The organism is Coprococcus intestinihominis (assembly GCF_040096555.1).
Classification (GTDB): Bacteria; Bacillota; Clostridia; order Lachnospirales; family Lachnospiraceae; genus Coprococcus_A; species Coprococcus_A intestinihominis.
In genome coordinates, this window is sequence record NZ_JBBMEK010000021.1 from 1 (window position 1) to 25,756 (window position 25,756).

Below are 25,756 nucleotides of genomic sequence, written 5' to 3' on the forward strand. Positions count from 1 at the left end.
CTGCACTCATCAGAGGTACATTTAATCTGATTGTATTCGTCAGCCATGTAGAAATATCTACCTGGTTAGGAATGACTTCAGAATAGGCTGGTACAAGTAAAACGTCGTCAAATGTAATACCTTCGCCGATAATTTTGCTCATTGCATATTCCTCTCTTTCGTTATATAAGTTTGACAACCTATATTCTGTTCAGATCATAAGTTGTCATTGATAGTGACTTGCTTTAATTTTTAAAAAGTTTAACAAACTGTAAAAAAAATGTCAACCATTATTTTATTAGTATTATTAATACTATTTATTTTTCCGCCATGGACTGACATTTGTCTACCTGCGTCTGACTTTATTCGGAGATGTTCTGAACATTGCATCTAAAATCTGCTCATTGGGTGTGAATTTAACGTAAATCTGCTGATTATTCCAATTGCCGATAATGACATAATTTGTCTGCATGACATTATTGGCACTGAAATCATAACGGTGACTATTTGGGTTCCTCCTGTATCCATCCAATTCATATGAATTCTCTGGGGCAACCAGTGTTATATCCTCCATGGATAGGCTCATTCTGGTCTTTCGCTTATAATTGCCGATCAGTACATCAATATCCAGTTCTCCGGATGTAAAGATGTATTCATATTCCAGCTTCTGCATTCTGACAACAAATATCACCAATGCCCATACCGGAATAAGCAAAATAAAAAACATCGGTACCAGCAGAATAATAACCGCTGAGAAAAGTAATCCAACTATAATAGCCAGTGCTGCTTTCACTGTTTCGGGTGTTCCTCTTCTGCGGCTGACAAGCACCTCACAAAACGTATCTCCATTTGCACCATTATACATTCTTGTTCTCCTTTGTATTTCTTCTATAATCAAAGCCCGGCTTGTGGGCTCAGGTGCAGAATGCCTGCGTATCTATTATACACGATACAGACTGCGGGAACAAGTAAAGGGCTGCCGCAGTCTGCGACAACCCTCATCTTTTGTGAAAGTATTATGTGATTACATCATACCCATTCCGCCGCCCTGTGGCATTGGAGCTGGCACGTCTTTCTTAATTTCAGCAACTACAGATTCAGTTGTCAGAAGTGTAGAAGCAACACTTGTTGCGTTCTGCAGAGCACTTCTTGTAACCTTTGCAGGGTCAATAATACCTGCTTCTACCATGTTAACATATCTTTCGTTCAGTGCATCGAAACCAACACCAACTTCGCTTTCACGAACTTTGTTGATGATAACAGCACCTTCAAGACCTGCGTTGGCAGAAATATGGAACAGAGGTGCTTCAAGTGCTTTCAGAACAACGCCTGCACCTGTCTTCTCATCACCTTCAAGTGTTGCAGCATATTCAGCAACTTTCTTGGATGCATGGATATAAGCAGAACCACCACCACAGATGATACCTTCTTCAACAGCAGCCTTTGTAGCAGCTAAAGCATCTTCCATACGGAGTTTCTTTTCTTTCATTTCTGTTTCTGTAGCAGCACCTACACGAACAACACCTACGCCGCCAGACAGTTTAGCAAGTCTTTCCTGTAATTTCTCTCTATCAAAATCAGAAGTTGTTTCTTTTTCCTGAGCAGAAATCTGGTCAACTCTGGCTTTGATTGCTTCCGGAGCACCTGCACCATCAACGATGATCGTGTTCTCTTTTGTAACCTTAACGGATTTAGCACGACCAAGCATATCAAATGTTGTATCTTTTAATTCATAGCCGATTTCAGAAGAGATAACTGTACCGCCTGTCAGGATAGCAATATCCTGAAGCATTTCTTTTCTTCTGTCACCATAGCCAGGAGCCTTAACAGCAACAACTTTGAATGTACCTCTTAAGCTGTTCAGTACAAGTGTTGTCAATGCTTCACCTTCTACATCTTCAGCAATGATGAGTAACTTCGCACCGTTCTGAACAATCTGTTCAAGTACAGGCAGAATTTCCTGAATGTTGGAGATCTTCTTATCTGTGATAAGGATGTATGGGTTGTCAAGTTCAGCAACCATCTTGTCCATATCTGTACACATATAAGCGGACAGGAAACCTCTGTCAAACTGCATACCTTCTACCAGATCAAGTTCTGTATGCATTGTCTTGGATTCTTCAATTGTGATAACACCGTTGTTTGTAACCTTTTCCATAGCATCTGCAACCATTTCACCGACACTGTCATCGCCGGCGGAAATAGCAGCAACTCTTGCAATCTGAGCCTTGCCTGTTAATGTAGAGCTCATATCTTTGATAGCGTCTACAGCAACTTCTGTTGCTTTCTGCATACCTTTTCTCAGGATGATTGGGTTAGCACCTGCAGCCAGATTCTTCATACCTTCATTGATCATAGCCTGTGCAAGAACAGTTGCTGTTGTTGTACCATCACCTGCTACATCGTTTGTCTTTGTAGCAACTTCTTTGACAATCTGAGCACCCATGTTTTCAAAAGGATCTTCAAGTTCGATATCTTTGGCAATTGTAACACCATCATTTGTAATTAAAGGAGCACCGAAAGATTTGTCAAGGACAACGTTTCTTCCTTTTGGTCCAAGTGTCACTCTAACTGTATCTGCAAGCTGATTCACGCCTGCTTCCAGGGCTTTTCTAGCCTCTGCGCCATATTTAATCTCTTTAGCCATTGTAATTACCTCCAAATCTATAATTCAAAAATATAGGAATAAGTCTGTCTGAATAAATGATTATTCTACAACTGCAAGGATATCATTCTGTCTTACGATGATATATTCTTCGCCATCCAGCTTCACTTCTGTACCGGCATACTTAGAATAAATAACCTTCTGTCCTACAGCTACCTGCATTGTAACTTCCTTGCCATCGACAACACCGCCAGGTCCTACAGCAATAACTTCTGCTTCCTGTGGCTTCTCTTTAGCCTGACCAGCTAAAATAATACCGGATTTAGTCTTTTCTTCTGCTTCGCACTGTTTTAATACAACTCTGTCACCTAATGGAACTAACTTCATATTAATATGCCTCCTTGATATTCTAATGGATATATAATTATCATTATCATTTACTAGCACTCACTTGATTTGAGTGCTAATCGATGGTTATATATTATTTAATTTTTCTAAAATGTGCAACTTTATTCAGAGGTGATTATGTGCTGATATTATACTATTATCTCATTATTTCTCTTAAATACTCACTATATCTCTCATTTTTAAATTGTTAAATTGAGTAAAAACCCAAGAACAACTTTTGTATTTGGAAGAACTCGCATTCAGCCCAAAGGAGTATGCTCTGCCAACTATGAGAAACACGCTCCGCGAGTTTCTCAAGTTATCGCGGCCTCTACACTCCGTTTCGGTCGTTGCTAAACAAGCGCCACTGGCGCTTAGCAACGCCAAGGTCTCGTGCAAGCACGGACTTTGGCTCGTTGCTCGCGTAAATAACATAAAATGGATGTTGAATTGCTTGTTCAACATCCATTTTCAGTATTCTTGGAGCACACTCCACGTATTTTATTTATTCAATTTAAATGAACTCTTCAAAGATACGATGCGGTTGAAAACAAGGGCATCCGGTTTGGAATCCTTACTGTCGATACAGAAGAAACCGTTGCGGACAAACTGATAGCTGTCTCCGCCCACTGCACTTTCAAAGTTCGGCTCCAGACAACAGTCTTTCAGAACAGTCAGTGAATTCGGATTGATATTCACGCTGCCGTCTTCATTGTAAACACTGCCTTTGGACTCATCAACAAGGTTCTCATAGAGACGTACTTCTGCCTTAACAGCTGTTTCTTTAGCTACCCAGTGGATTGTTCCTTTGACTTTGCGTCCTGTAAAGCCTGAACCGCTCTTTGTCGCTGGATCATAAGTACAGTGTACTTCAACCACATTACCTGCTTCATCCTTCACAATATCTGTGCATGTGACAAAATAAGCACTCATCAGACGAACTTCGTTGCCAGGATAGAGACGGAAATACTTCTTAGGCGGTACTTCCATGAAATCATCCTGTTCGATGTAAAGTTCTCGGCCGAACGGTACTTTTCTTGTACCCAACGCTTCGTTCTCCTGATTATTTGGTACATCCAGGTATTCAATCTGACCTTCCGGATAGTTGTCGATCACAAGCTTCAGCGGATGAAGAACAGCCATCATACGAGGGCGTTTCATCTTCAAATCTTCACGGATACAGTAGTCAAGCATTGCATAGTCAACAGAGCTGTTGCTCTTGGATACACCCACCATCTCCATAAACATCTTGATGGATTCAGGAGTATAACCTCTTCTTCTCAGTGCTGCGATGGTTACAAGACGAGGATCATCCCAACCATCAACAATACCCTGATCAACCAGCTTCTTGATATAACGCTTGCCGGTTACGACATTAGTCAGATATAACTTTGCAAATTCAATCTGTCTTGGCGGCATCGGATATTCCAGTTCGCGGACAACCCAGTCGTAAAGCGGACGATGATCTTCGAATTCCAGTGTACAGATAGAATGGGAAATACCTTCAATGGCATCTTCAATCGGATGTGCAAAGTCATACATCGGATAAATACACCATTTATCCCCTGTATTGTGGTGAGTCATTCTGGCAACCCGGTAAAGGATCGGGTCACGCATGTTGATATTCGGTGAAGACATATCGATCTTCGCTCTTAATACCTTGGATCCATCCGGATACTTGCCGTTTTTCATATCTTCAAACAACTGGAGATTCTCTTCAATACTTCTGTCACGATAAGGGCTGTTCTTGCCTGGTTCCTTTAATGTGCCGCGATATTCACGAATCTGATCAGCGGTCAGGTCACAGACATAAGCCTTGCCTTTCTTGATCAGCTTTACGGCTGCCTCATACATCTGATCAAAATAGTTGGATGCAAAACGCACTTCTCCGTCATAAGCAGCGCCAAGCCATTCTACATCGGCAATGATAGACTGTACGAATTCTGTCTTCTCTTTTGTCGGGTTCGTATCATCAAAACGAAGATGGAACTTACCGTTATACTTCTTAGCCAGTCCATAGTTCAAAAGAATGGATTTGGCATGGCCGATATGCAGATAACCATTCGGTTCCGGTGGGAATCTTGTGCAGATCTCGGTATATTTGCCTTCTGCAAGATCCTTATCAATCGCCAGTTCAATAAAATTCTTCGTTACTGCTGGTTTTTCATTTAAATTGTCAGTTGCTTTTTCCATTTTTGGTCCTCCTGAATGCAGCAGGCCACTCCACCTGCCTGCACATATGAATTTCAAGTATCTCTGTTAGATATTGTACTCCGAACGAGAGAATACTACTAAATCATACCATATTTTTAAGGATTGTAAAGCCAAAAAAGCTGTTCTTTGGCTTTTATCCGAAAATATATACTATCCTAAACTAAATCATTTTCAGACAAAGGCTTCAGCAACAGCTTTTATAGTTTTTTGTTTTTATTTTATTCTGTTAATGCGTTTAATTCGACTATTTTATAGCTTCAAAAGCAGCGTCTAATGCAGCGATGAGATCCTCGACTTTTTCAATACCGATAGAAAGACGGATTGTGTTTGGTTTGATACCCTGGTCAAGCAGTTCTTCTTCTGTGCACTGGCTGTGTGTTGTTGTTGCAGGATGAATAACCAAGGATTTTACATCAGCAACGTTTGCAAGCAATGAGAAGATGGACAGGTGGTCAATGAAATCCTGTGCTGTCTTGGCATCACCTTTAATTTCGAATGTGAAGATGGAACCGCCGCCATTTGGAAGATATTTCTTATATAATTCATGGCTAGGTTCTGTTGGCAGTGATGGATGATGAACAGCTTCTACCTGCGGATGCTTTGAAAGATAATCAACAATCTTTAATGCGTTGCTGACATGGCGTTCTACTCTCAATGATAATGTTTCAAGTCCCTGAAGGAAAATGAATGCATGGAATGGTGAAAGTGTTGCGCCTGTATCTCTCAGGATGACTGCACGGATATAAGTAACAAATGCTGCAGGGCCTGCTGCATCTGTAAATGCAACACCGTGGTAGCTTGGGTTCGGATCGGAAATCCATGGATATTTGCCGGATGCTTTCCAGTCAAAGTTGCCGCTGTCAACGATGACACCGCCGATAGCTGTACCATGGCCGCCGATAAATTTTGTTGCTGAATGAACAACGATATCTGCACCGTATTCGATCGGACGAATCAGATAAGGTGTTGCAAATGTTGAATCAACAACAAGTGGAATGTGATGTTTATGAGCAATTTTAGACAGTTCCTCGATATCTACAAGATTTGAATTCGGATTACCAAGTGTCTCTATATAAATTGCTTTTGTATTTTCCTGGATTGCTGCTTCAAATGAACCTTCAACCTCTGGATCAACAAATGTTGTCGTGATGTTGTTAGTCAAAGGAAGTGTATGAGCCAGAAGGTTGTAGGTTCCGCCATAAATTGTTTTAGATGCGACGATATGTTCACCATTTTTTGCAAGTGCCTGAATGGTATAATCAATCGCTGCTGCGCCGGATGCAACAGCTAATGCTGCAACACCGCCTTCAAGCGCTGCGATACGTTGTTCAAATACATCTTCTGTTGGGTTTGTCAGTCTGCCGTAAATATTGCCGGCATCGCGAAGGCCAAAACGATCAGCCGCATGCTGTGAGTTATGGAATACGTATGATGTGGACGCATAAATTGGAACAGCTCTTGCATCTGTTACAGGGTCTGCCTGTTCCTGTCCGATATGTACCTGCTTTGTCTCGAATCCCCAGTTCTTTGAATCTTTAATATCTGCCATTGTAATGTCCTCCTGATTAATCAAAAATTTTATTCTATTCGTTTTTAATTTCTACTTGTATGTTTTTTGTTTTCTTAGTTATTTTTGTTTTTTAACTCGATAATGTCTTTTGCTGAACTTAGCCCCACATTCGGTTCCTGCTCAGCATGATTGCAAATTGTTTCATGTCTTGCAGCTCCTTTGTTAATTTCTGTATTTATACTAACATGCTAGGAATTAATTGTCCAATATGCAAAAAAAATACCCGGTTATAAATTCAGCTTATAGCTCATGCAACTGACTTTATAACCGGGCAGCTATGAATAGGACATTCAGGCCGAGGATGCAGACGCGGCTGCTATTCGATTTTCAGGTATTGTTTGATATAGTGGATATAGCGCTCTCCCATCTGGCTGAGTATAGTATTCTTTCGGGTTACATAGCCAATTTCCATCAGGCTGTTGGGATTTTGTTCGTCTGCATGGAATGGTACGGCAATACAGTCGCTACCGTTGAGTTCTTCACAGATGATGCCGGAGCAAAGGGTATAGCCATTTAAGCCAATCATGAGATTCAGCATGGTCGCTCTGTCATTGGCCTTAATGACTTGTGGATATTCATTGGTAGATAGAATTTCCTCTGCCAGGTAGAAAGAGCTGTTGTCGCCCTGTTCAAAAGATAGACAAGGATACTTTTCTAATTGTTCAAAACGGATGGATGCTTCTTTTGCAAGCGGATGGTTTTTCCATAGATATACATAAGCCTGACAGTCAATCAGATGATGAAATTCCAGATTGGCATTTTTCAAAAGCTTCGTCATAGATTTACGATTGAAATCACATAGATATAAAACACCGATTTCACTCTTCATGGTATTGACATCGCTGATGACTTCACCGGTTCTGGTTTCGCGGATGGCAAATTCGTATTTGGACATATCAAATTCTCTTGCCATATCCACAAAGGCCTTGACTGCAAAAGAATAATGCTGGGTGGATACACCAAACTTCTTCTTATAAGATCCGCCTTTGCCGTATTTCTCAAGAACATTCTCATATTGTCCGTAAATCTGTTTGGCATATAGAAGAAATTCCGTTCCATCATTGGTCAGCACTGCTCCCCGGCCGTTGCGGTAAAAAATAGAAATTCCCAGTTCCTTTTCCAGTTCTTTTATAGCGCTGGTCAAGGAGGGCTGGGAAACATAAAGCTTCTCAGCCGCTTTATTAAAAGATTTCGTCTCTGCAATTGTAATAACATAATGGAGTTGTGTCAATGTCATAATAGGTGCCTTTCTGTTACATAAACGTAAAATTCATATTTTAAAGTACAATTTTTGAACATCGAATAAAAGCAAAAAAGCGGCTTTCCTAAGAAAACCGCTTTCCAGCTGATGACGGGAATTGAACCCGTGACCCCTTCCTTACCAAGGAAGTGCTCTACCTCTGAGCCACATCAGCAAACAAAATGAATTGTCCGTTGATTACTATATCATATAAGATAGACTCATGTCAAGAAATACTTTTAAGTACTTCGCACCTTTTTGGCATCTCTTTTTGGCATCAGGTGCGAAGTCTTATTCTATTGGCAGGTTTTATTTGCTCATTCTCTGTCTGACAATTTCGTAAGCCAGTACGCCTGCAGCAACAGATGCATTTAGAGAATCGATATCGCCTTTCATCGGGATCGATGCTGTGAAGTCACATTTCTCACGAACAAGACGGCTGACACCTTCGCCTTCGTTGCCGATGACAAGACCGATCGGGCCTGTCAGATTCTGACGATACATCACTTCACCCTTCATATCTGCGCAGACAAACCACAGACCCTCTTTCTTGAGCTCATCCATGGCTGCTCCAAGATTCGTCACTTTGGCAACCGGTGTAAAATTCAGAGCACCTGCGGATGTTCTGGCCACGGTGGCGGTCAGACCTACGGCGCGGTGCTTCGGAATGATGACACCGTGGGCACCGGCAAGATTCGCTGTTCGGATGATAGCACCCAGGTTGTGCGGATCTTCAATGCCATCCAGAAGAAAGATAAAAGGTGCTTCACCTTTTTCACGGGCTTTGGCCAGTATATCGTCTACGGATGCATAATCATAAGCCGCTGCAATGGCAATTACTCCCTGATGATGATGTGTCTCAGAAAGCTGATCCAGACGTTCTTTGGATACGTAACTGATAATGGTATGCTGTTTCCTGGCCTCACGTGTAATCGTTTTGACAGGGCCATCCTGGCATCCGTCCAGAACAAAAAGCTTATCGATGGTTTTGCCGGAACGATACGCTTCAATGACCGGATTTCTGCCTTCTATTTTTAATTCTGTATATCCCATATTTACCTCACATTATATTCTTGTTCAGAGATATCTGCTGTCTCATTTGATCTGTATGATTTGGCAGACATCTAATCTATCAGGGCAAGTGCTTTAAGGCCGGTATGAATCAGCTCCGTCAGCCTTTCATAGCGCTCCGTCAGGTACAAATACCCAACCAGAGCCTCACAGCCTGTTGCTTTTCTGTAATCCGACATAGTGGCATTCTTGGCCATTGTATAAGACTTGGCATTGCGTCCGCGTTTGTAGACGGCATGTTCTTCTTCTGTCAGCTGATCCTCAATAGCCATGATAAGGTTAGCCTGGGTCTCAGCTTTTACAAGACGGCTGGAACGCTTGTGAAGGCGCTCTACCGGCGCATTGCCTTTGCCCACAATATAAGATCGGATAATGATCTCATAAACTGCATCACCGATATAGGCCAGTGTCAGGGCAGAATATTCCCTGACATCCGGCTTGTCCAAATGATAAAGTTCGCGAAACCATGTACTAAAGGATTCTAAGCTCTGCTCCATTTGACACCCTCTCTTGTATCCTTCAGAATAATGCCCTTTGCAAGCAGCTCGTCACGAATTTCATCCGCACGTGCAAAATTCTTTGCCTTTCTTGCTGCCTGACGTTCGTCGATCAATGCCTGGATCTCATCATCCAGCAGCTCTTCCTTCTTCTCAGTCTTAATACCAAGTACGTCACACAGTCTGACAATTTCTGACAGGATCTGATCTCTGAAAGCAGCTGTAGAAGTCTTTGTTACATGAATATTGGCTGCCTTAACCATCTCAAAAATAGCAGAAATAGCATCTGCTGTATTGAAATCGTCTTCCATGGCAGCTTCGTATTTGGCAACAAGGGCATCAAATACTTTCATCTGTTCGTTCTCTTCCTCAGTGCATGCTTCTCCCTGTACATTCAATGTACGCAGACGATCAACGGCTGTCAGGATACGTTCAAGACCATTGCGTGATGCCTCCATTAATTCAGCACTGAAGTTCAGAGGACTTCTGTAATGGGCACTGAGCATAAAGAAACGCAGTACCTGCAGATCATATTTCTCGGCGATTTCACGAACGGTAAAGAAATTGCCCAGGGATTTGGACATCTTCACGTTATTAATATTCAGGAAACCGTTATGCATCCAGTAATGTGCAAATTCCTTGTCATTGCAGGCTTCGCTCTGGGCAATTTCATTCTCGTGATGCGGGAAGATCAGATCTTCACCGCCGGCATGGATATCAATCTGTTCACCAAGATACTTCTTGGACATGACAGAGCATTCAATATGCCAGCCCGGACGGCCGTCTCCCCATGGTGAAGGCCAGGACGGTTCACCTTCTTTCTTCGGCTTCCAGAGAACGAAATCCAGCGGATCTTCTTTGCCTTCTTCACCGTTAACCTTGATTTCTCTGTGGCCGGCTTCAAGATCATCAATGTTCTTCTTGGAAAGCTTGCCGTAATCCTTGAAGGAACGGGTTTTGAAATAGACAGTGCCATCCACGGCATAGGCATGACCTTTGTTGATCAATGTCTGGATCATATCAATCATACCGTCAATCTCTTCTGTTGCCTTCGGATGATGTGTAGCCTCTTTTACGTTCATATCTGCCATGTCTTTCTGAGCTTCCTTGATAAAGCGTTCTGAAATAACAGAGGCATCAACGCCCTCTTCATTGGCCTTTTTGATAATCTTGTCATCTACATCTGTAAAGTTGGAAACATAATTCACATCGTATCCCTTATATTCAAAATAACGGCGTACAGTGTCGAAAACGATCATCGGACGTGCATTGCCGATATGGATATAATTATATACAGTCGGTCCGCAGACATACATGCGCACCTTTCCTTCTTCAATGGGAACAAATTCATCTTTTCTTCTCGTTAATGTATTGAATATTTTCATGATTTCCTCCATAAATAATTGCATTTATCTGAAGTTTAGTCTATGCAAAAAATGCAGGTTTGTCAACCTCTTTATGTCAGATATTGGCATCTGTCTACACGATTTCATTGATCATCAGACCATGCAGGACAGGAATCTGTTCCAATGTATGCATGGCGTCGTTTTCCTGCCAATCTGTGCGCAGCAAAATCCGGTGCTGACGGATGAGTTCATCCGCGGGAATGTATCCTGAAAGCCATTGCAGAAATGTGTCAATATCCAGGCAAATGTCCCATGGCCCTTCCGTACGTTCAAATGAATTGCCCTCCGGACTTATCTGCCAATACCATGTGCTTTCATTCTCCGGAATCCATCTATCAATGATACTGATAGCTATATCCAGTGAAATATTCCGGATCGGCATACATTTGATCCATTCTGCAGCATCAATGATGCGCCCCATAATGATCGGACGTTTCATACCGCGGACATCCGCCGCATCGGCTATAAAAGGTGCCTGAACCAGGGGAAGGAGTTCTCCTTCTTTGTCCCGGAATGCCTGAAGCACCCATTGACCAACAGCAGACTGCCATTCGGGTTCACAATAAATTTCGCGAATTTCCATGATTTCTTCGCAGGCATAAGAGACATAGCCGATCTGTTTACCATTGGCAGATAATAGCAGTAAATCACCGCCGTCTGTCTGATTCTCCATCTGCAGTCTTTCAAAATAATAGGCATCACGCCGGGTAAAAACATCATAATGACGTGAAAGCAGCGAATTAGACCAGTCTGCCAGCTGCTGCCTTTCTGCTTCCGAAGAAACAGGATGTGCGGAAATATCCCTCACAATTGCTGCATCAACATTGTGGATGAATGAAAAAGGCGTATGCGTTTTCTTTTCCACATACTGACTGTAAATGTATGCAAATTGAAAAGGTGTATAAATAGCCTCATTCGCAGGCATCAGATAGATTAGAGGTATTCTACCGGCATAGCAGTCGGAAAAAGTCCGCTGCAAAAGCCGTGTCATAGCACCGCGATGTCTGAAGTCGGCATCAGTGGCAACGCCGACAACATATAGGCTGTTGACCTTCTTTCCGCAGACAGATAATGTGTACGGATTCAGATGGATCATAGATTTCAGTTGATTTTTCTGCTCCAATATAAGAATCCGGTTATCTCTTAAATAGTAGTCAAAATAATAGGCCATAAAGGCATCTGTATCATGGAAACATTCTTTCCACAGCTTATATAATGCATCCGTATCCCTTCCATCGGCATAACGGATCGTCAAATTACTTTTGTCTGATTTCATATTTCTCTTCCAGATAGATTGGATTGTAAGACATTTTGGACTTACGGAGTCCTTCCAGCCCCATATCATCTTCACGGTTTACAAGTTCGGCATCCGGGAATTCATGGCACAAAAACTGCTGGCAGATCATCGGATACAGACCGCGGATATCCGGATTGGCCTTTTCCACATGGATAACGGCCATTTTCTCCACTTTGCCATAGACACCCAGGCTGAAAGCCTGCAGCTCACCATCAATATAAATACCGCCCATTTTGTAATCAAGATAACCGCAATTGGATAAAAGATAATCTATTCCGTTTAATTCATATTCATCGCGATGGAAAGGATCCTCAAGATCTCTCTGGGCTTCCCATTTCCTGAGAAAAGCCATAATTTCATCATGATGGCATCCGCAGGAAAGACTTCGGTATTCATATCGGCCCTCATAGGCTTTCTTAAATGCGTTGAGATGATTCTTCTTTTTGTGATACGCTTTGCCACTGAATGTTCTCAGTTTCTCGGCGTCATAAACATAATCATAATAATCACGGACAGTCAGAATGTCATATTTCTCATGATCAAGATCAAGAAGTTCAACGGCCTCTTTGTCGGCCAGACATACTGTCAGTTTGCTGTGGAGAACTTCATTAAAATAAGCCTCTGCCACATCAAAATAATGTTTCAGATCTTCTTTGGCACATACAGGCACCATAGTCACCGGTTGATCATCGACTTCCATCAGCCAGATCAGTCCATGATCATCCCGGATATAATGGGTATGATAATAGTCTTTCCACATAAAATTGCTGACAAGGATGTTCTCGCATGTATGGGAGTAACGCATCTTAAAATACGGAAGCAGAATATCATAATCCTGCGGTTCCATTTCTTTTTTTATAAAATGTTCAAAATTCATGACACACCTACTGTCTGCAGCCGCCGCAGCCTGCACAGCCGCCTGCTGATGGGTCATAGGAAGTCTCGTACATCACATCTCTTCCACCGAAATTGCCGATTTCTTCCAACAGACAGATAGCCTGAGATGAGATGCCGGCGCCCTCACCGGTAAAACCAAGACCTTCTTCTGTCGTTGCCTTCACATTGATCTGATCTTCGGAAATCTTAAGTGCCTTTGCAATATTTTGGCGCATCTGCGGAATGTGCGGAGCCATCTTCGGTTTCTGCGCGATAATTGTCGCATCAATGTTGCCGATAATATAACCCTTCTCTTCAATCAGTTTGCCCACATGCTCCAACAGTTTGACACTGGAAATTCCTTTGTAAGCAGGATCCGTGTCCGGAAAGTGCTTGCCGATATCACCAAGAGCAGCAGCGCCAATCAGTGCATCCATTACAGCGTGCAGCATGACATCTGCATCTGAGTGACCAAGCAATCCTTTCTCATAGGGTATCTTCACACCTCCGATGATTAAATCTCTATCAGGTACAAGCCGATGTACGTCATATCCCATTCCTATTCTCATAATCTGTCCTTTCTGTTCTCTGTATTATTCAATTCTCTGTGTCATTCAATTCTATCATCTTGTGTTGTACATAACAAACAGCAAAATCTCCTTATAGCAGAAAACCCGCTGTAAGAAGAACTTACCCGCGGATTTTCAAGGAGTGCACGCATGTGTACTCTGCTTATATCTATACAAACATACCGGATAACAACTGGTTCACAAGCTTGCCGTCTGCCTTGCCTTTGACCTTCGGCATCAGAACCTTCATAATCTTTCCTTTATCCTTAACTGTCGGGGCATCAATGCCAAGTTCAGCCAATGTCTCTTTAATCACAGCTTCTATCGCATCTGCTTCCATCATCTTCGGTACAAATTCCTCATAAACTGCAATACGGAACTTGCATTCCTCAATAATCTCTGTACGCTCAGCGGGTGTCGTATCTAAAGTCTCCTGTGTCTGCTTGATCTCCTTGCGGACGATCACATCAGCTTCTTCTTCAGTCAGATCGCTTCTCTTATCGATGGTGGCATTCTTCAATGCGCTTAACAGCATCGATAATGCATTCTTGCGTTCCTTATCTCCGGCTTTCATTGCCTTGACCATTTCTGCTCTTACAACATCTACTTTTGTCATTATTAAAGCCTCCATTTCGTTTTCCTGCCTTTAATCATACCATAGGGAAAAATCAATTTCAAGTTTCCTTTCATAACATCTGTTTGATGCAATTTCTCACATGGCTGACATAAATATTCCGGATACCTTCTAATTCACCCAGCCCCTTGACGATACATGTCACTTCATAGCCGGCTTTTTCAAAGGTGCGTTTCCATGATTCATCATCTTCACCTGCCATATCATGATGGGCATGATCTCCGGCAACGACCATCAGCGGCTGAAGCATGACTCTTTTGTAATTGCCGCCTGTTCGGACGAGTGCCAACAGCTGCTCCAATGTAGGATCCGCTTCAACCGTACCGATATAGTAATTTCTGTAAGCGGCTCTGTGCAGTCTCTGCTGAAAATCACTGTAAATGGCGTTAGCTGCCGCATCACTGCCATGCCCCATGAAACAAATCGCTGTTTCGCCGTCATCACAGGCCTGCGTATCTGCGGTAATGATCTGCATCACGGCCCGGTCATCATTTTCATTGCCAAGCAACGGTGCACCGAGTACCAGCTGATCAAATTGAGAACGCCATGCGGCGGCTGTTTCTGCAACGCGCATATACTCATTGCCATCCATCAGATGTGTCGGCTGAAGGACTAACCGCCGGATGCCATCCTCCCTGGCATGTGTAAGCGCTTCCTCAACCGTATCTACTCTATAGCCATCTCTTTCTCTTAGCTTCCGGATAATCATTCGGCTTGTAAAAGCTCTTCGAACCGTCCACTTTGGAAAAGCATCGGCAATCGCTGTCTCAATGGCGCCAATTGTCTTCTCGCGGTTGTCATTGTAGCTGGTTCCGAAACTGACAACCAGAATGGCATCTTCTGTTTTATCACTTACTGTATGCATACTGCGCCACCTTTCTGAATTGAAAAAGGAAAAACAAAAAGCCCAGTAAAATCAACATTTACAAGGCTTTTCTTTGATAGCGAGAGGGGGATTCGAACCCTCGACACTGCGGGTATGAACCGCATGCTCTAGCCAACTGAGCTATCTCGCCGTAATGGAACCTATAGGGCTCGAACCTATGACCCTCTGCTTGTAAGGCAGATGCTCTCCCAGCTGAGCTAAGATTCCATTCTGTTCAATTCATCATTCAACATCTCACATAATACATTAAAAACTGCATTATGTCAATCCCTAAAAGGATAAAAAGTCGAGTAGCGAGAGGGGGATTTGAACCCTCGACACTGCGGGTATGAACCGCATGCTCTAGCCAACTGAGCTATCTCGCCGCAATGGAACCTATAGGGCTCGAACCTATGACCCTCTGCTTGTAAGGCAGATGCTCTCCCAGCTGAGCTAAGATTCCATTCTTTGTCCGTGTCAGGCCGACCTGACAAAAACTATATTACATCAAATTGTTTTAATTGTCAACAATTTTTTTAATAATTTTAAAAATTTTTAAAAAGAAATTTTTTTGCAGGTAAACCTTGACAAATCGCTTGATTTGATGCATAATAAACAAGTCGGCGGCGTGTGGCTCAGCTTGGTAGAGCGCTACGTTCGGGACGTAGAGGTCGCAGGTTCGAATCCTGTCACGCCGACTCCTTGGCAGGGGCAAGGCCGGAAGCTTTCTGAGTTTCCGGTCTTTTCTTTTTATCCCTGTTTATCCTTGCGAATGACCGTCATAAAACAGCTATATAGATAATACCCATTCCCACAAAAGAAACGCAAACAAAAAAGTACTTCTATTTTCTTTTCTAAAATCCATGTATAGAAAAGAAAATAGAAGTACTTTTTTGTTGGATTGTTTTATTTACAGGATGTCCTGCATACTTTTCAAGCCGATCATCAGTGTAGATGTATTATGTAATAAGGCAGATGTCGCCGGCTGCAGAATACCTGCAACACCAAGTACGATCAGTCCTGTATTAAATCCGACGATGAATCTGTAATTCTTGTGAATACGTTTCATCAGGCCGTCACTGATCAGTTTCAGTGTAACCAGTTCATTCAGACCATCGGCACCAACTGTGATATCTGCTATCTCACGGGCAATCTCAGCACCGTCGCTGATAGCAATACCGATGTCCGCTGCAGATAATGCCGGTGAATCATTAATACCATCACCGATCATAATAACCTTACGACCGGCTTTCTTCTCTTCTTCAACAAAGGACGCCTTGTCTTCGGGAAGAACCTCTGAATAATATTCATCAACACCAACTCTTGCTGCAATGGCCTTCGCTGTACGATCACTGTCACCGGTCATCATAACAACCTTGCTGATGCCGGTTTCTTTCAATTTCCTGACAACAGCAGCCGCCTCTTCACGCAGTGGGTCTTCAATGCAGATAACTGCAGCCAATTCGTGATCAATAGCCATAAACAGATGTGAGCATTCTGAAGGCAGTTTATCAAAGGCCTCCATCATACCATCCGGCACGGCACATTTCTCATCTTCAAATACGAAATGATAACTGCCGATAACAACTTTCTTGTCGTTGATCTTGGAAGAAATACCGTGGGCAACAATGTATTCAACCTTTGAATGCAGCTCCTCATGCACCAGATGTCTGTCAATGGCTGCTTGTACAACTGCTTTGGCCATGGAGTGCGGGAAGTGTTCTTCCAGGCAGGCTGCAATACGAAGGAGTTCGTTTTCACTCATACCGTTAAAAGCAAACACCTGTTTCACAGTCGGCTGAGCCTTCGTAAGGGTACCTGTCTTATCAAATACAATGGTATCGGCTTCTGCCATAGCTTCGAGATATCTTCCACCTTTGACAGTCACATGATAGTTGCTGGCTTCGCGAATCGCCGAAAGAACAGCGATTGGCATAGCCAGTTTCAACGCACATGAGAAATCAACCATCAGCACAGAAATCGCCTTTGTAATATTTCCTGTCAACAGATAGGTAATGCCTGTTCCCAACAACGTATACGGTACAAGTCTGTCTGCAAGATGTTCTGCTTTACTCTCAAGTCCGGATTTCAGCTTCTCTGACTCCTCAATCATCGTAACAATCTTGTCAAACTTGCTGGAACCGTTTGTCTCTTTGACGCGAATGGTCAGTTCACCCTCTTCGACCACTGTGCCTGCATAAACCATGCTCTCTATATACTTTCGGACAGGTTCAGACTCACCGGTAAGAGAAGCCTGGTTCACCATCGCTTCACCCTCTGCAACAGTACCATCAAACGGAACCATATTGCCCATATGAACACGGACAAGGTCACCGGTCTGAATTTCCGTTGTAGGCACAAGCATCTCCTGGCCGTCATTGCACAGCCATACTCGACTGATATTCAGCGACATGCTTCTGGCCAGATCATCCACAGATTTCTTATGGGTCCATTCTTCAAGAATCTCACCAATACCAAGCAGGAACATAACAGAACCGGCTGTACTGATATCACCTCTGAACATGGAAACACCGATGGCTGTCGCATCAAGAACAGGTACCTCGATCTTACGCTGAAGCAGTGTATGAATACCCTGATAAATATACTTCACAGACTTTACACCTGTGATCACTGTTCGGATTGGCATCGGCAAAAACAATTTGTTGCCATAGTGAACAACTACTTTTGTTACAAGTTTATCCCAGTACTCGCGATTGGTCTCTCTTCCGGAATTCTGTCTGTAAACATCCGGAACATCCACTTTCTCATATTGAAAGCTTCTCAACAGAGCGATGACTGCCGATTTCTCACCTGTATAGCAGATTGTCGCATCCTGTGTACGCTCCTGGACTTTGGATGATGTGATCATTTCCTGGGAATCCAGATAATATTGTAAAGTATCCGCTTCTTCAAAAGTCATTCTTTTCTGACAAAAATGAACACGGATCCTTCCTTTTATTTCATGTTTTACAACGAATTTCATGCGAATTATTTCGCCTCGTTTTCCTCAGATGCTTCTTCTGCTGTTTCTTCAGCTTCTTCTACATCCTCAACATCTGTATATTCTTCTGCATCCTTTGCAGCTCTCTCTTCATTAATCTGCTGTGCTTCTGCATAGATATCTTCAGCATTTTCCTGGATTGTTGTTGCTGTCTTTAATACACACTCTTTCGCACGTAAAACAGCGGCTGTACAGTTTGTGTAGAGTTTCTTGGCATCTTTGCTGGAAAGCAGTTTAATACCTGCTGTTCCGAATAAAAGACCTGCTGCAAAAACGCCTGTATCTTTCTTGTTAATCTTCTTAAAGCATTTTAACATGATATTCTGAAATCTGAAATCCAGGGCATAAAAGGGATAAGTATACGCATAGTTGACAGCCAGTGTTCCCACAAGCGCCGATACGATGCCGTAAATATAGCCATCGGTTAAAATAGATGTCAGAAACACTGCAAAAATAAAAATAGCGGTAATATGTTCATGCACACCTGTTTTTTGCAAAATAATGCTGCTGCCAGATGCAACCAGAAAAACCACCGCCATTATTAAAATATTTTTCCATATATGATGACGTTTCTTTTTCATGGTAAACTCCTTTTACCGCTATTTTATCATATTCATATTAAAGATACAGCAAAATCCGCTTATCTGTATCGAATTCTTCGTTTTGTTCGTCCTTTTGGCAGGCCGGCAGGATTATCCTATTCATTCTGATTCGCCCTTTTCTTCATCATGTACGTGACAATTTTGGAGCCTATAAATCCGGAAAAAATGCCAACAAGGATACCTCCCAGAATATCCGTCGGATAATGTACATACAGATACATTCTTGAAAAGGCAATCAAAATTCCAAGTACTATCGCAGCCTTCCAAATTTTTTTATCTCCTGAAAAATATAGCGCTGCCACAGCAGCAAAAGAAGCTGCTGTATGCCCGGAAGGAAATGAATAGTCCGTCGGATGTGAAATCAAAAGCTGTATGGCCGTGTTCACATCACAGGGCCTTGTGCGAGCCACAAGATTTTTCAAGAGGCCATTACATACTATCACATCAATGCAAAGCCCGACTAACATGGCCAGTCCATATTTTCTCATTTTTGGCAGTATAAGTAATAGGATTGTTAAAAAAATCCATATAATTCCCGCATCCCCCAGCTTTGTGATGCCTATAAAAAAATGATCGCCGACTGTTGTGTGCAGGTTTTGTATCATATCAAGAATCTTAATTTCCATTACACATTTCTCCTTTATTTGTTTTTCTATTTATTTTATGATATACTTGCTTTGATTACTTTACTGAAAAGGATTGAAGCATATGCTGAGAAAAATATTAACTTTTTTTCAAAAGGAAACTGTCTTATCTATTTCGGCCATTCTGGCAATTTTATCTATGTTTATTGTACATCCAAGCGGCAAGTATTTCTCCTATATTGATTTTCGGACGCTCAGTCTTCTGTTTTGTTTAATGTCAATTGTCGCAGGCCTGAGTGAAATTGGATTATTTGATTATCTTGCCGAAAAAATATTGTCCAGAGCCAACAGCATCAAATCTATCATCGTATTGCTTGTTTTGTTATGTTTTTTCTTTTCAATGATTATCACAAATGATGTCGCATTAATTACTTTTGTGCCCCTTGCAATCATTATTCTAAAAAAAATGTCAGAAAAGCAAAAGAATTACTGGATTTTAAGAACGGTTGTTATGCAGACAATTGCCGCAAATCTCGGCAGTATGCTGACTCCCATCGGAAATCCCCAAAATCTTTATTTATATGCCAGAGCCAATATGTCTGCATTAGCACTCATCCGACTCATGCTGCCTTATTCTATTGCAGCCTTGGTGCTGCTTCTTGTGTGGATACAGATTGCTGCGCATAGAGAACCAGGCTCAACCACCGAGAATCATATAAGTGAATTATTTAGCATACACAAAACAAAAGCTCCGAACCAAACATCCCTCATTGGATATCTAATTTTATTTTTAATTTGCCTTTTGGTTGTAGCACATATCATAGATTACAGAATTTCATTCATCCTGGTGATTGGCTATATCTTCTTCAAGAATTGGCATTTATTTAAAAAAGTAGATTACTCTCTTCTACTGACATTTACCGCTTTGTTCATTTTTATTGGAAATTTGAAATGTATTCCGCAGTTTAATCATTTTCTGATCAGCATCATAGATGGACATGAAACCTTAACAGCCATCCTTTCCAGCCAGATAATAAGCAACGTTCCCGCTGCCATTCTTTTATCCGGATTTACAAAGAACTATTCTGCACTCATTATCGGAACAAATATTGGCGGACTTGGAACATTAATAGCCTCCATGGCCAGCTTAATCAGCTTTAAATATATTGCTAAGGAAAAGACGACACTACGTGGTAAATACTTTATGATGTTCACCATTGCAAATATTGTCTTTCTGATTCTGCTGCTGTTATGCATTAACCTTCTATAAATCTGCTGATATCCTTGTACCCAATTTGTTCTCAATATTGAGTATAAACAAAGTAAACGGTAGAACCTAAGTACCTTGAAAAATATCAGGCTGCTTCTGCAGCCATGCTATTTTTCATCCATTTTTTCATCCATTTTCTTTGGTTTTCGTATATTTTCTGGAAGTGTTTCTGACCAAGGCAGAAGCTCTTCCAGAAAATTGTTATTTTTATCATCCATATGTTTTGGTATCTCTGTCAGCAGATATCAAAGTAAATATTTCTATCAACAGAACCTTTTATGACAACATCTCTTTCACACAAATACTCCGATAATCACTCGGTGATATTTTATATCTTTCTTTAAATACTCGGTTAAATGTTCTCTGACTTTCAAATCCACTATCCAGACAAATGTTTGTAATAGAATCACTCGTATTTTCCAAACGATGGCATGCATAGTTCAGCCTTGCATCGTTAAGATATTGATTAAAGTTTCTATGGAATGTTTTGGAAAAGAGTCTGGATAAAACATATTTGCTCACCCCCAGATCTTTTGCCATCTCTTCCAGGGAAAACTTCTTCTTAAAATTTGCTGATATATAGGAAACTGTCTGGTAAATAAGATCATTGCTCCTCACACTACTCTTTTCTACCAAATTTAATTTTCCTATGCAGCGTGCCAACACAATTTGAAGATATGCCTGTGCAACAGTAATATCCGACTGTTCTGTCTCTAAAATTGCATTTATAACCCTATATACCTCCGGTTCAACCTTTTCCGCTTTGATGATTGGGTATTCAGGAGCCATGGATTGCATGATATCTGCAAATTTGACTATCGTAAATGGCGATGCAATCAGATAAGTCGCTTTATTTACACCGGGTGTCAGTACCTGATAGTGATGAATAACATCTGGAAATACAAAGCCTATATCTCCTTTTTCCATATGGTACAGTTCCTGTCCGACACCAAGTTCTAATGCTCCACTTGTTACACAAACGATCTCCAGTGCATTATGAAGATGTGGTTCAATATGTCTTGACTTCCTATTTATTGCTATAATCTCCTCTTTTGTGTCAACATATTTTAACTGCATGAAATACTCCCCTTTGCAACATTTGTCTATATCTTCTTTCGATTTGGCAGGCAATTCTTTTACACCTATCTTATAATCAACTTGTAAATAAGGAAAGGAGGAATTGCAAATGAGCAAACTAAAAAAATATCTGAATGACCTTTTAGTATTCTACACTGAATATTTTGAGCATCCTTACCATGTATAAATACTAAAAGGACTATTTTGTGAAAACTGTATATTTTCTTAAGGCCATTTCACAAAAATGAAGTGGTCCTTTTTTTATAAACTTTCAATAAATCTTTTGAATGCAGCTTTCCCTTCATCTGTTCTCTTGTAAACGCCTGCATCCTCCAGAACTTTCGCAAACACAATTCCAATTTCTTTCTGTATGATAGAATGAATATTACTATCTGTAATCTTATATTTTGGTATCCATCCCTCTGCCCATTCAGCATGGGCAGCCACTGTTTCATTCTGTCTCAGGTCTTCATGATTCAGAATTGCCTGTTCTAGTTCTGCCATTTCTTTCTTCAATCTGGCGGGTAATACAGCCAGTCCCATAACTTCAATCAGTCCAATATTTTCCTTTTTGATATGGTGATACTCAGTATGCGGATGGAAAAGTCCGAGAGGACAATCAATAGTTGTGATATTATTACGCAAAACCAAATCCAGTTCATACAAATCTCCACGCATTCTTGCAATTGGCGTAATTGTATTGTGTGGGATGCCATCTGTATCACTGAAAATATTAACTTCTGGATCCGAATATCCACGCCACTTCGTAAGGATATGATTTGCAGCCGCTACAATACTATCCATTGCTCTCCCCTGTAAACGAATCACTGACATCGGCCACTTTACAATTCCTGCATGTATATCTGGATATCTTTCTAAGTCAAATTCCTGTTCATAAGGAGCTTTTGCCATAGCAAAGACATAACTGCCACCCTGAAAATGATCATGACTCAAAATAGACCCTCCTACGATTGGCAGATCTGCATTGGAACCTGCCATATAATGCGGAAACTGCTTAACAAAATCAAGGAGTTTGTTAAAAGTTATCTCATTAATCGCCATCGGAATATGATTCTTGTTAAATATAATGCAATGCTCATTATAATATACATATGGTGAATACTGTAAATAATACTGTTCTCCACACAGAGTAATTGGTATAATCCTGTGGTTTTGTCTTGCTGGATGTGAGAGGTGACCTGCATACCCTTCGTTTTCCCTGCAAAGCAGGCACGCCGGGTATCCAGATTTTTTTGCAGTTCCATCTTTTGCAATATCCCTTGGATCTTTTTCTGGCTTTGACAAGTTAATTGTGATATCCATCTTGCCAAATTCTGTATCAGTCTCCCACTTTTCATCCTTTATAATCCGATCTGTGCGGATATAGTTTGTTGCCTGGCTGAAATGATAATAAAATTCAGTTGCTGCCTTTGGGGATACCTGATATTTTTCTTCAAAAATTTTTCTTACCACGGACGGTGCAGGTGTTAAAATACCCATGATCTTTGTATCAAAAAGATCCCTCATTGTCACTGTATCATCTTCAAGAATTCCCTGTGACAACGCAAACTCTAACAAATCATCCAAAATGAGCTGTAATTTTCTCGGTTTTCCTAGTTTCTCCGGTTCTTGATAATCTTGCCTTTGAAACAATTCCAATAAGCCGTTTGTAACATACACTTTATCTGCATCATCTATCAGTCCATTTTCTAGTCCATAAGCCACCAGTTCAGAAATCAGCTGATCAATCATTTTACCGTTTCCCCCTACTCATATGCATCTTGGTGAACAGCCTTACGAAAACCTGTTTCAAGATTATCAACAACTACAACATTTTCTCCTACCGCAATCAGCTCATATACAGTATGAGAACCAATATAACCTGCTCCGCCCAAGACTAAAATGCTACTCATAGATCATTTCTCCTTTTCTTTGTTTTTATGATTATAAAACTTTTATGCCACCATACTTACGAATTTTTAATACTTCACATGAACCATTTCCAAATATCTTATCCATCTCTTTTTGATAGTTGGACACCAGATAATTGGGAACAAATGCCTGTATGGTTCCTGCAAATCCTCCTCCATGTACTCTGCACACGCCTTTTTTTCCAAATATCACGTCACTTAATGCTAATGCAATAGACACATTCTGATGTTGCACATCGTGACATGTATATACATTCTGAAGGTATTTAAAAGAAGAATCTCCGGATTCTTTCACTTTGGTCAGAAATTGTGGAAAATTATTCTTTTTTAGTGCATCTACTTCCTCTTTGACACGCTCATTTTCGCATACAAAGTGTAATGCCCTGAGTGCAGCACGATCACCAGCGCAGTCACGTATCCGTGTGATATTATTGATAATCTCTTCCTTGGATACCTCTCCTAAAAAGTTTTTTCCAAAACATTCCGCTGCCTTTTTCATTTCCTGTGGAATTGCTGCATAGTCTGGGGTCAAATCTGTGTGAGTGCCTTTCGTATCTGTAATACATAAACTATATCCATATGTATTCAAATCAAACTTCAACTGTTCCACAATCGGATTTTCCGGATCTGCAAAATCAATATGTATCAGACTTCCTACTGAACATGCCATTTGATCCATTAAACCACATGGTTTTCCGAAATACACATTTTCTGCATACTGACCAATCTTGGCAATTTCTATCGGATTAACTTCACCACCATTGTACATATAGGAAAGAATCGTTCCAATAAGTGTTTCAAAAGCAGCTGAGGAAGAAAGGCCTGCACCAATCAACACCTCACTGGTCACATATGCCTGAAATCCTCCAATTGCATGACCATCCATTTTCATCTTGGCAAGTACACCACGGATGAGTGCATTCGTGGTACCTTCTTCTTCTGTTTTTTTCGCCAGCTCATCCAGCTGAACGATAATCATACCACTATATCCATCTGACATCACTTTTACAATCGGTTCATTCAGTTTTCTTGCAACTGCGATTGCATCATTGTTAATGGATGCGGCAAGTACCTCCCCATGCTGATGGTCCGTATGGTTTCCTCCTATTTCACTTCTTCCAGGTGCACTGAATATCTCTATTTCACCTTCATCGAAAAATGTCTTGTAACTGTCGATTGCTTTCCGATAACGTTCCTTCTCATATGGAATCCGGTTCAAATCAACATATAATTTTGTTAATTTATTATCGAAAAAAGTCCCATTCAATAACTCGATCGTTTTTTTAATTTCCATAATATCACCCCAATCACCTTATATATAGAAAAAGCACTGTCTCATCGAGCAACGACCAGACAACGCTTTCTCCTGTCAATTCTAATTTATGTCTGATGCATCTGTTACTTCATCTGCAGCAATTCCTTTTTCTGCTTTCAGTTTTTTATTTGCATCTTCTACATTCATTCTTGAAAGTACAAACATAATCAATACATCAAAGATTAACGGAAGCCAAAGATACATAAACTGCATCATATCAAGTGCAGACTGCGGCTGAGTTGCATTTGTTCCGACATATCCACTGAACTCAAGCATCCATCCAACAACAGCGGTTCCAAGACCTCCACCGATTTTTACGCCAAGAGAAGTACAAGAGTACATCGTTCCGTCAATTCTCTTTCCCTGTGTAAGATAAGTGTATTCAGAGCAGGATGCGATAACTGCATTCATATCTCCCTGCCATGGTCCCTGACCTAAGGCTGCAAGAGCTGTAAACGCCATCATCAGCGGAACACTGCCCATATATCCGGCAACAACAACAAGTGCTCTACCAATGACTGCTAAAACATAACCTCTTAAGTTCAGTTTGTACATACCTTTCCACTTACCAACTAAGGTTGGTGTAAAAATTAAGGCAATGATCAGTGGAATATTAACTGCCCATGCAAATTGTCCAAACAAATTCTTATTTTTCAGTACCCATGTCATGTAATAAATGCCAGCTCCAATCATGGCACCATATAACTGCTGTAAAATATATGTTCCACAAATCATCATGTAATATTTGTTTTTAACAAGAAGCTTG

Annotated in this window: 23 protein-coding genes, 6 tRNA genes and 2 pseudogenes; 2 read left to right on the forward strand and 29 right to left on the reverse strand. The window is 41.2% G+C overall.

Features of this window, described 5'->3' with window-relative positions:
- The 20 genes from WMO25_RS03065 to WMO25_RS03160 all read right to left on the reverse strand — a co-directional run.
- Positions 1–142: IMP dehydrogenase (locus tag WMO25_RS03065; RefSeq protein ID WP_349084044.1), on the reverse strand; the 142-nt coding region annotated here is incomplete at its 3' end.
- Positions 143–325: 183 nt separating this feature from the next.
- Positions 326–844 carry a DUF6106 family protein gene (locus WMO25_RS03070; RefSeq protein ID WP_349084025.1) on the reverse strand — a complete coding sequence of 173 codons (519 nt, stop codon included), beginning with the start codon at positions 842–844 and terminating at the stop codon, positions 326–328.
- Between the two features lie 159 nt (positions 845–1,003).
- Positions 1,004–2,626: a chaperonin GroEL gene (groL, locus tag WMO25_RS03075; RefSeq protein WP_349084026.1), complete on the reverse strand. Its 1,623-nt coding sequence runs from the start codon at positions 2,624–2,626 to the stop codon at positions 1,004–1,006.
- A gap of 60 nt (positions 2,627–2,686) precedes the next feature.
- On the reverse strand, positions 2,687–2,971 hold the full coding sequence (gene groES / locus WMO25_RS03080; RefSeq protein WP_117526992.1) for a co-chaperone GroES: 285 nt from the start codon (positions 2,969–2,971) through the stop codon (positions 2,687–2,689).
- A 501-nt stretch (positions 2,972–3,472) separates the two neighbouring features.
- Positions 3,473–5,164: a glutamine--tRNA ligase/YqeY domain fusion protein gene (locus WMO25_RS03085; protein WP_015514327.1), complete on the reverse strand. Its 1,692-nt coding sequence runs from the start codon at positions 5,162–5,164 to the stop codon at positions 3,473–3,475.
- A 265-nt stretch (positions 5,165–5,429) separates the two neighbouring features.
- Positions 5,430–6,734: an O-acetylhomoserine aminocarboxypropyltransferase/cysteine synthase family protein gene (locus tag WMO25_RS03090; RefSeq protein ID WP_117539079.1), complete on the reverse strand. Its 1,305-nt coding sequence runs from the start codon at positions 6,732–6,734 to the stop codon at positions 5,430–5,432.
- 337 nt (positions 6,735–7,071) lie between these two features.
- Positions 7,072–7,992 (reverse strand): LysR family transcriptional regulator, encoded by a 921-nt coding sequence (locus WMO25_RS03095; RefSeq protein WP_227081202.1) that lies wholly within the window; start codon positions 7,990–7,992, stop codon positions 7,072–7,074.
- A 106-nt stretch (positions 7,993–8,098) separates the two neighbouring features.
- Positions 8,099–8,170, reverse strand: a tRNA-Thr gene (locus tag WMO25_RS03100).
- 134 nt (positions 8,171–8,304) lie between these two features.
- Positions 8,305–9,048 carry a 23S rRNA (guanosine(2251)-2'-O)-methyltransferase RlmB gene (rlmB, locus tag WMO25_RS03105; protein ID WP_349084028.1) on the reverse strand — a complete coding sequence of 248 codons (744 nt, stop codon included), beginning with the start codon at positions 9,046–9,048 and terminating at the stop codon, positions 8,305–8,307.
- Positions 9,049–9,119: 71 nt separating this feature from the next.
- Complete coding sequence (locus WMO25_RS03110; protein ID WP_015514331.1) at positions 9,120–9,563, reverse strand: Mini-ribonuclease 3; 444 nt, start codon at positions 9,561–9,563, stop codon at positions 9,120–9,122.
- The gene (cysS, locus tag WMO25_RS03115; RefSeq protein WP_349084029.1) at positions 9,548–10,948 is read right to left on the reverse strand and encodes a cysteine--tRNA ligase; all 1,401 of its coding nucleotides are present in this window, start codon (positions 10,946–10,948) and stop codon (positions 9,548–9,550) included. Before cysS ends, WMO25_RS03110 begins: the two co-directional genes overlap by 16 nt.
- Positions 10,949–11,042: 94 nt before the next feature.
- Positions 11,043–12,245, reverse strand: coding sequence for a GNAT family N-acetyltransferase (locus tag WMO25_RS03120; protein WP_349084030.1), 1,203 nt, complete (start codon positions 12,243–12,245; stop codon positions 11,043–11,045).
- On the reverse strand, positions 12,226–13,200 hold the full coding sequence (locus tag WMO25_RS03125) for a DUF2156 domain-containing protein (protein ID WP_349084032.1): 975 nt from the start codon (positions 13,198–13,200) through the stop codon (positions 12,226–12,228). Before WMO25_RS03125 ends, WMO25_RS03120 begins: the two co-directional genes overlap by 20 nt.
- The gene (gene ispF, locus WMO25_RS03130; RefSeq protein ID WP_349084033.1) at positions 13,151–13,711 is read right to left on the reverse strand and encodes a 2-C-methyl-D-erythritol 2,4-cyclodiphosphate synthase; all 561 of its coding nucleotides are present in this window, start codon (positions 13,709–13,711) and stop codon (positions 13,151–13,153) included. Before ispF ends, WMO25_RS03125 begins: the two co-directional genes overlap by 50 nt.
- Before the next feature lie 169 nt (positions 13,712–13,880).
- On the reverse strand, positions 13,881–14,327 hold the full coding sequence (locus WMO25_RS03135) for a GatB/YqeY domain-containing protein (protein WP_215689247.1): 447 nt from the start codon (positions 14,325–14,327) through the stop codon (positions 13,881–13,883).
- A gap of 70 nt (positions 14,328–14,397) precedes the next feature.
- Complete coding sequence (locus WMO25_RS03140; RefSeq protein WP_349084034.1) at positions 14,398–15,210, reverse strand: sirohydrochlorin cobaltochelatase; 813 nt, start codon at positions 15,208–15,210, stop codon at positions 14,398–14,400.
- Positions 15,211–15,287: 77 nt separating this feature from the next.
- Positions 15,288–15,361: transfer RNA gene (locus WMO25_RS03145), tRNA-Met, on the reverse strand.
- A 4-nt stretch (positions 15,362–15,365) separates the two neighbouring features.
- Positions 15,366–15,438: transfer RNA gene (locus WMO25_RS03150), tRNA-Val, on the reverse strand.
- An 84-nt stretch (positions 15,439–15,522) separates the two neighbouring features.
- Positions 15,523–15,596 (reverse strand) — tRNA-Met (locus WMO25_RS03155).
- A gap of 4 nt (positions 15,597–15,600) precedes the next feature.
- A tRNA-Val gene (locus WMO25_RS03160) sits at positions 15,601–15,673 on the reverse strand.
- Between the two features lie 161 nt (positions 15,674–15,834).
- Between WMO25_RS03160 and WMO25_RS03165 the strand changes: the two genes are divergently transcribed.
- Positions 15,835–15,908 (forward strand) — tRNA-Pro (locus WMO25_RS03165).
- A gap of 212 nt (positions 15,909–16,120) precedes the next feature.
- Here the strand turns inward: WMO25_RS03165 and WMO25_RS03170 are convergent.
- The 4 genes and pseudogenes from WMO25_RS03170 to WMO25_RS03185 all read right to left on the reverse strand — a co-directional run bounded on the left by WMO25_RS03170 (position 16,121) and on the right by WMO25_RS03185 (position 19,439).
- Positions 16,121–18,193, reverse strand: a complete 2,073-nt coding sequence (locus WMO25_RS03170) for a heavy metal translocating P-type ATPase (RefSeq protein ID WP_349084035.1) — start codon at positions 18,191–18,193, stop codon at positions 16,121–16,123.
- Between the two features lie 5 nt (positions 18,194–18,198).
- Positions 18,199–18,528, reverse strand: coding sequence for a DUF6110 family protein (locus WMO25_RS03175; protein ID WP_349084045.1), 330 nt, complete (start codon positions 18,526–18,528; stop codon positions 18,199–18,201).
- A gap of 75 nt (positions 18,529–18,603) precedes the next feature.
- Positions 18,604–18,792: pseudogene (locus tag WMO25_RS03180) on the reverse strand (sensor histidine kinase); the annotation flags it as partial.
- Positions 18,793–18,908: 116 nt separating this feature from the next.
- Positions 18,909–19,439, reverse strand: coding sequence for a phosphatase PAP2 family protein (locus WMO25_RS03185; protein WP_349084036.1), 531 nt, complete (start codon positions 19,437–19,439; stop codon positions 18,909–18,911).
- Between the two features lie 82 nt (positions 19,440–19,521).
- Between WMO25_RS03185 and WMO25_RS03190 the strand changes: the two genes are divergently transcribed.
- Positions 19,522–20,667, forward strand: a complete 1,146-nt coding sequence (locus tag WMO25_RS03190) for an SLC13 family permease (protein WP_270248850.1) — start codon at positions 19,522–19,524, stop codon at positions 20,665–20,667.
- A gap of 276 nt (positions 20,668–20,943) precedes the next feature.
- On the opposite strand, the gene WMO25_RS03195 is transcribed toward WMO25_RS03190, so the two are convergent.
- From WMO25_RS03195 to WMO25_RS03215, 5 genes and pseudogenes are all read right to left on the reverse strand, one after another.
- Positions 20,944–21,744: a helix-turn-helix transcriptional regulator gene (locus WMO25_RS03195; protein WP_349084038.1), complete on the reverse strand. Its 801-nt coding sequence runs from the start codon at positions 21,742–21,744 to the stop codon at positions 20,944–20,946.
- A 261-nt stretch (positions 21,745–22,005) separates the two neighbouring features.
- On the reverse strand, positions 22,006–23,496 hold the full coding sequence (galT, locus tag WMO25_RS03200; protein ID WP_349084039.1) for a UDP-glucose--hexose-1-phosphate uridylyltransferase: 1,491 nt from the start codon (positions 23,494–23,496) through the stop codon (positions 22,006–22,008).
- Positions 23,497–23,519: 23 nt separating this feature from the next.
- Positions 23,520–23,657: pseudogene (locus WMO25_RS03205) on the reverse strand (NAD-dependent epimerase/dehydratase family protein); the annotation flags it as partial.
- Between the two features lie 31 nt (positions 23,658–23,688).
- Positions 23,689–24,969 carry a galactokinase gene (locus tag WMO25_RS03210; RefSeq protein ID WP_349084041.1) on the reverse strand — a complete coding sequence of 427 codons (1,281 nt, stop codon included), beginning with the start codon at positions 24,967–24,969 and terminating at the stop codon, positions 23,689–23,691.
- An 81-nt stretch (positions 24,970–25,050) separates the two neighbouring features.
- Positions 25,051–25,756: MFS transporter (locus WMO25_RS03215; RefSeq protein ID WP_349084043.1), on the reverse strand; the 706-nt coding region annotated here is incomplete at its 5' end.

Bases quoted from the DNA above. Each gene is read 5' to 3' on its own strand.
- WMO25_RS03070 (WP_349084025.1), bottom strand. From the start codon at position 844: ATGTATAATGGTGCAAATGGAGATACGTTTTGTGAGGTGCTTGTCAGC.
- groL (WP_349084026.1), bottom strand. From the start codon at position 2,626: ATGGCTAAAGAGATTAAATATGGCGCAGAGGCTAGAAAAGCCCTGGAA.
- groES (WP_117526992.1), bottom strand. From the start codon at position 2,971: ATGAAGTTAGTTCCATTAGGTGACAGAGTTGTATTAAAACAGTGCGAA.
- WMO25_RS03085 (WP_015514327.1), bottom strand. From the start codon at position 5,164: ATGGAAAAAGCAACTGACAATTTAAATGAAAAACCAGCAGTAACGAAG.
- WMO25_RS03090 (WP_117539079.1), bottom strand. From the start codon at position 6,734: ATGGCAGATATTAAAGATTCAAAGAACTGGGGATTCGAGACAAAGCAG.
- WMO25_RS03095 (WP_227081202.1), bottom strand. From the start codon at position 7,992: ATGACATTGACACAACTCCATTATGTTATTACAATTGCAGAGACGAAA.
- rlmB (WP_349084028.1), bottom strand. From the start codon at position 9,048: ATGGGATATACAGAATTAAAAATAGAAGGCAGAAATCCGGTCATTGAA.
- WMO25_RS03110 (WP_015514331.1), bottom strand. From the start codon at position 9,563: ATGGAGCAGAGCTTAGAATCCTTTAGTACATGGTTTCGCGAACTTTAT.
- cysS (WP_349084029.1), bottom strand. From the start codon at position 10,948: ATGAAAATATTCAATACATTAACGAGAAGAAAAGATGAATTTGTTCCC.
- WMO25_RS03120 (WP_349084030.1), bottom strand. From the start codon at position 12,245: ATGAAATCAGACAAAAGTAATTTGACGATCCGTTATGCCGATGGAAGG.
- WMO25_RS03125 (WP_349084032.1), bottom strand. From the start codon at position 13,200: ATGACCCATCAGCAGGCGGCTGTGCAGGCTGCGGCGGCTGCAGACAGT.
- ispF (WP_349084033.1), bottom strand. From the start codon at position 13,711: ATGAGAATAGGAATGGGATATGACGTACATCGGCTTGTACCTGATAGA.
- WMO25_RS03135 (WP_215689247.1), bottom strand. From the start codon at position 14,327: ATGACAAAAGTAGATGTTGTAAGAGCAGAAATGGTCAAGGCAATGAAA.
- WMO25_RS03140 (WP_349084034.1), bottom strand. From the start codon at position 15,210: ATGCATACAGTAAGTGATAAAACAGAAGATGCCATTCTGGTTGTCAGT.
- WMO25_RS03170 (WP_349084035.1), bottom strand. From the start codon at position 18,193: ATGAAATTCGTTGTAAAACATGAAATAAAAGGAAGGATCCGTGTTCAT.
- WMO25_RS03175 (WP_349084045.1), bottom strand. From the start codon at position 18,528: ATGTTAAAATGCTTTAAGAAGATTAACAAGAAAGATACAGGCGTTTTT.
- WMO25_RS03185 (WP_349084036.1), bottom strand. From the start codon at position 19,439: ATGGAAATTAAGATTCTTGATATGATACAAAACCTGCACACAACAGTC.
- WMO25_RS03190 (WP_270248850.1), top strand. From the start codon at position 19,522: ATGCTGAGAAAAATATTAACTTTTTTTCAAAAGGAAACTGTCTTATCT.
- WMO25_RS03195 (WP_349084038.1), bottom strand. From the start codon at position 21,744: ATGCAGTTAAAATATGTTGACACAAAAGAGGAGATTATAGCAATAAAT.
- galT (WP_349084039.1), bottom strand. From the start codon at position 23,496: ATGATTGATCAGCTGATTTCTGAACTGGTGGCTTATGGACTAGAAAAT.
- WMO25_RS03210 (WP_349084041.1), bottom strand. From the start codon at position 24,969: ATGGAAATTAAAAAAACGATCGAGTTATTGAATGGGACTTTTTTCGAT.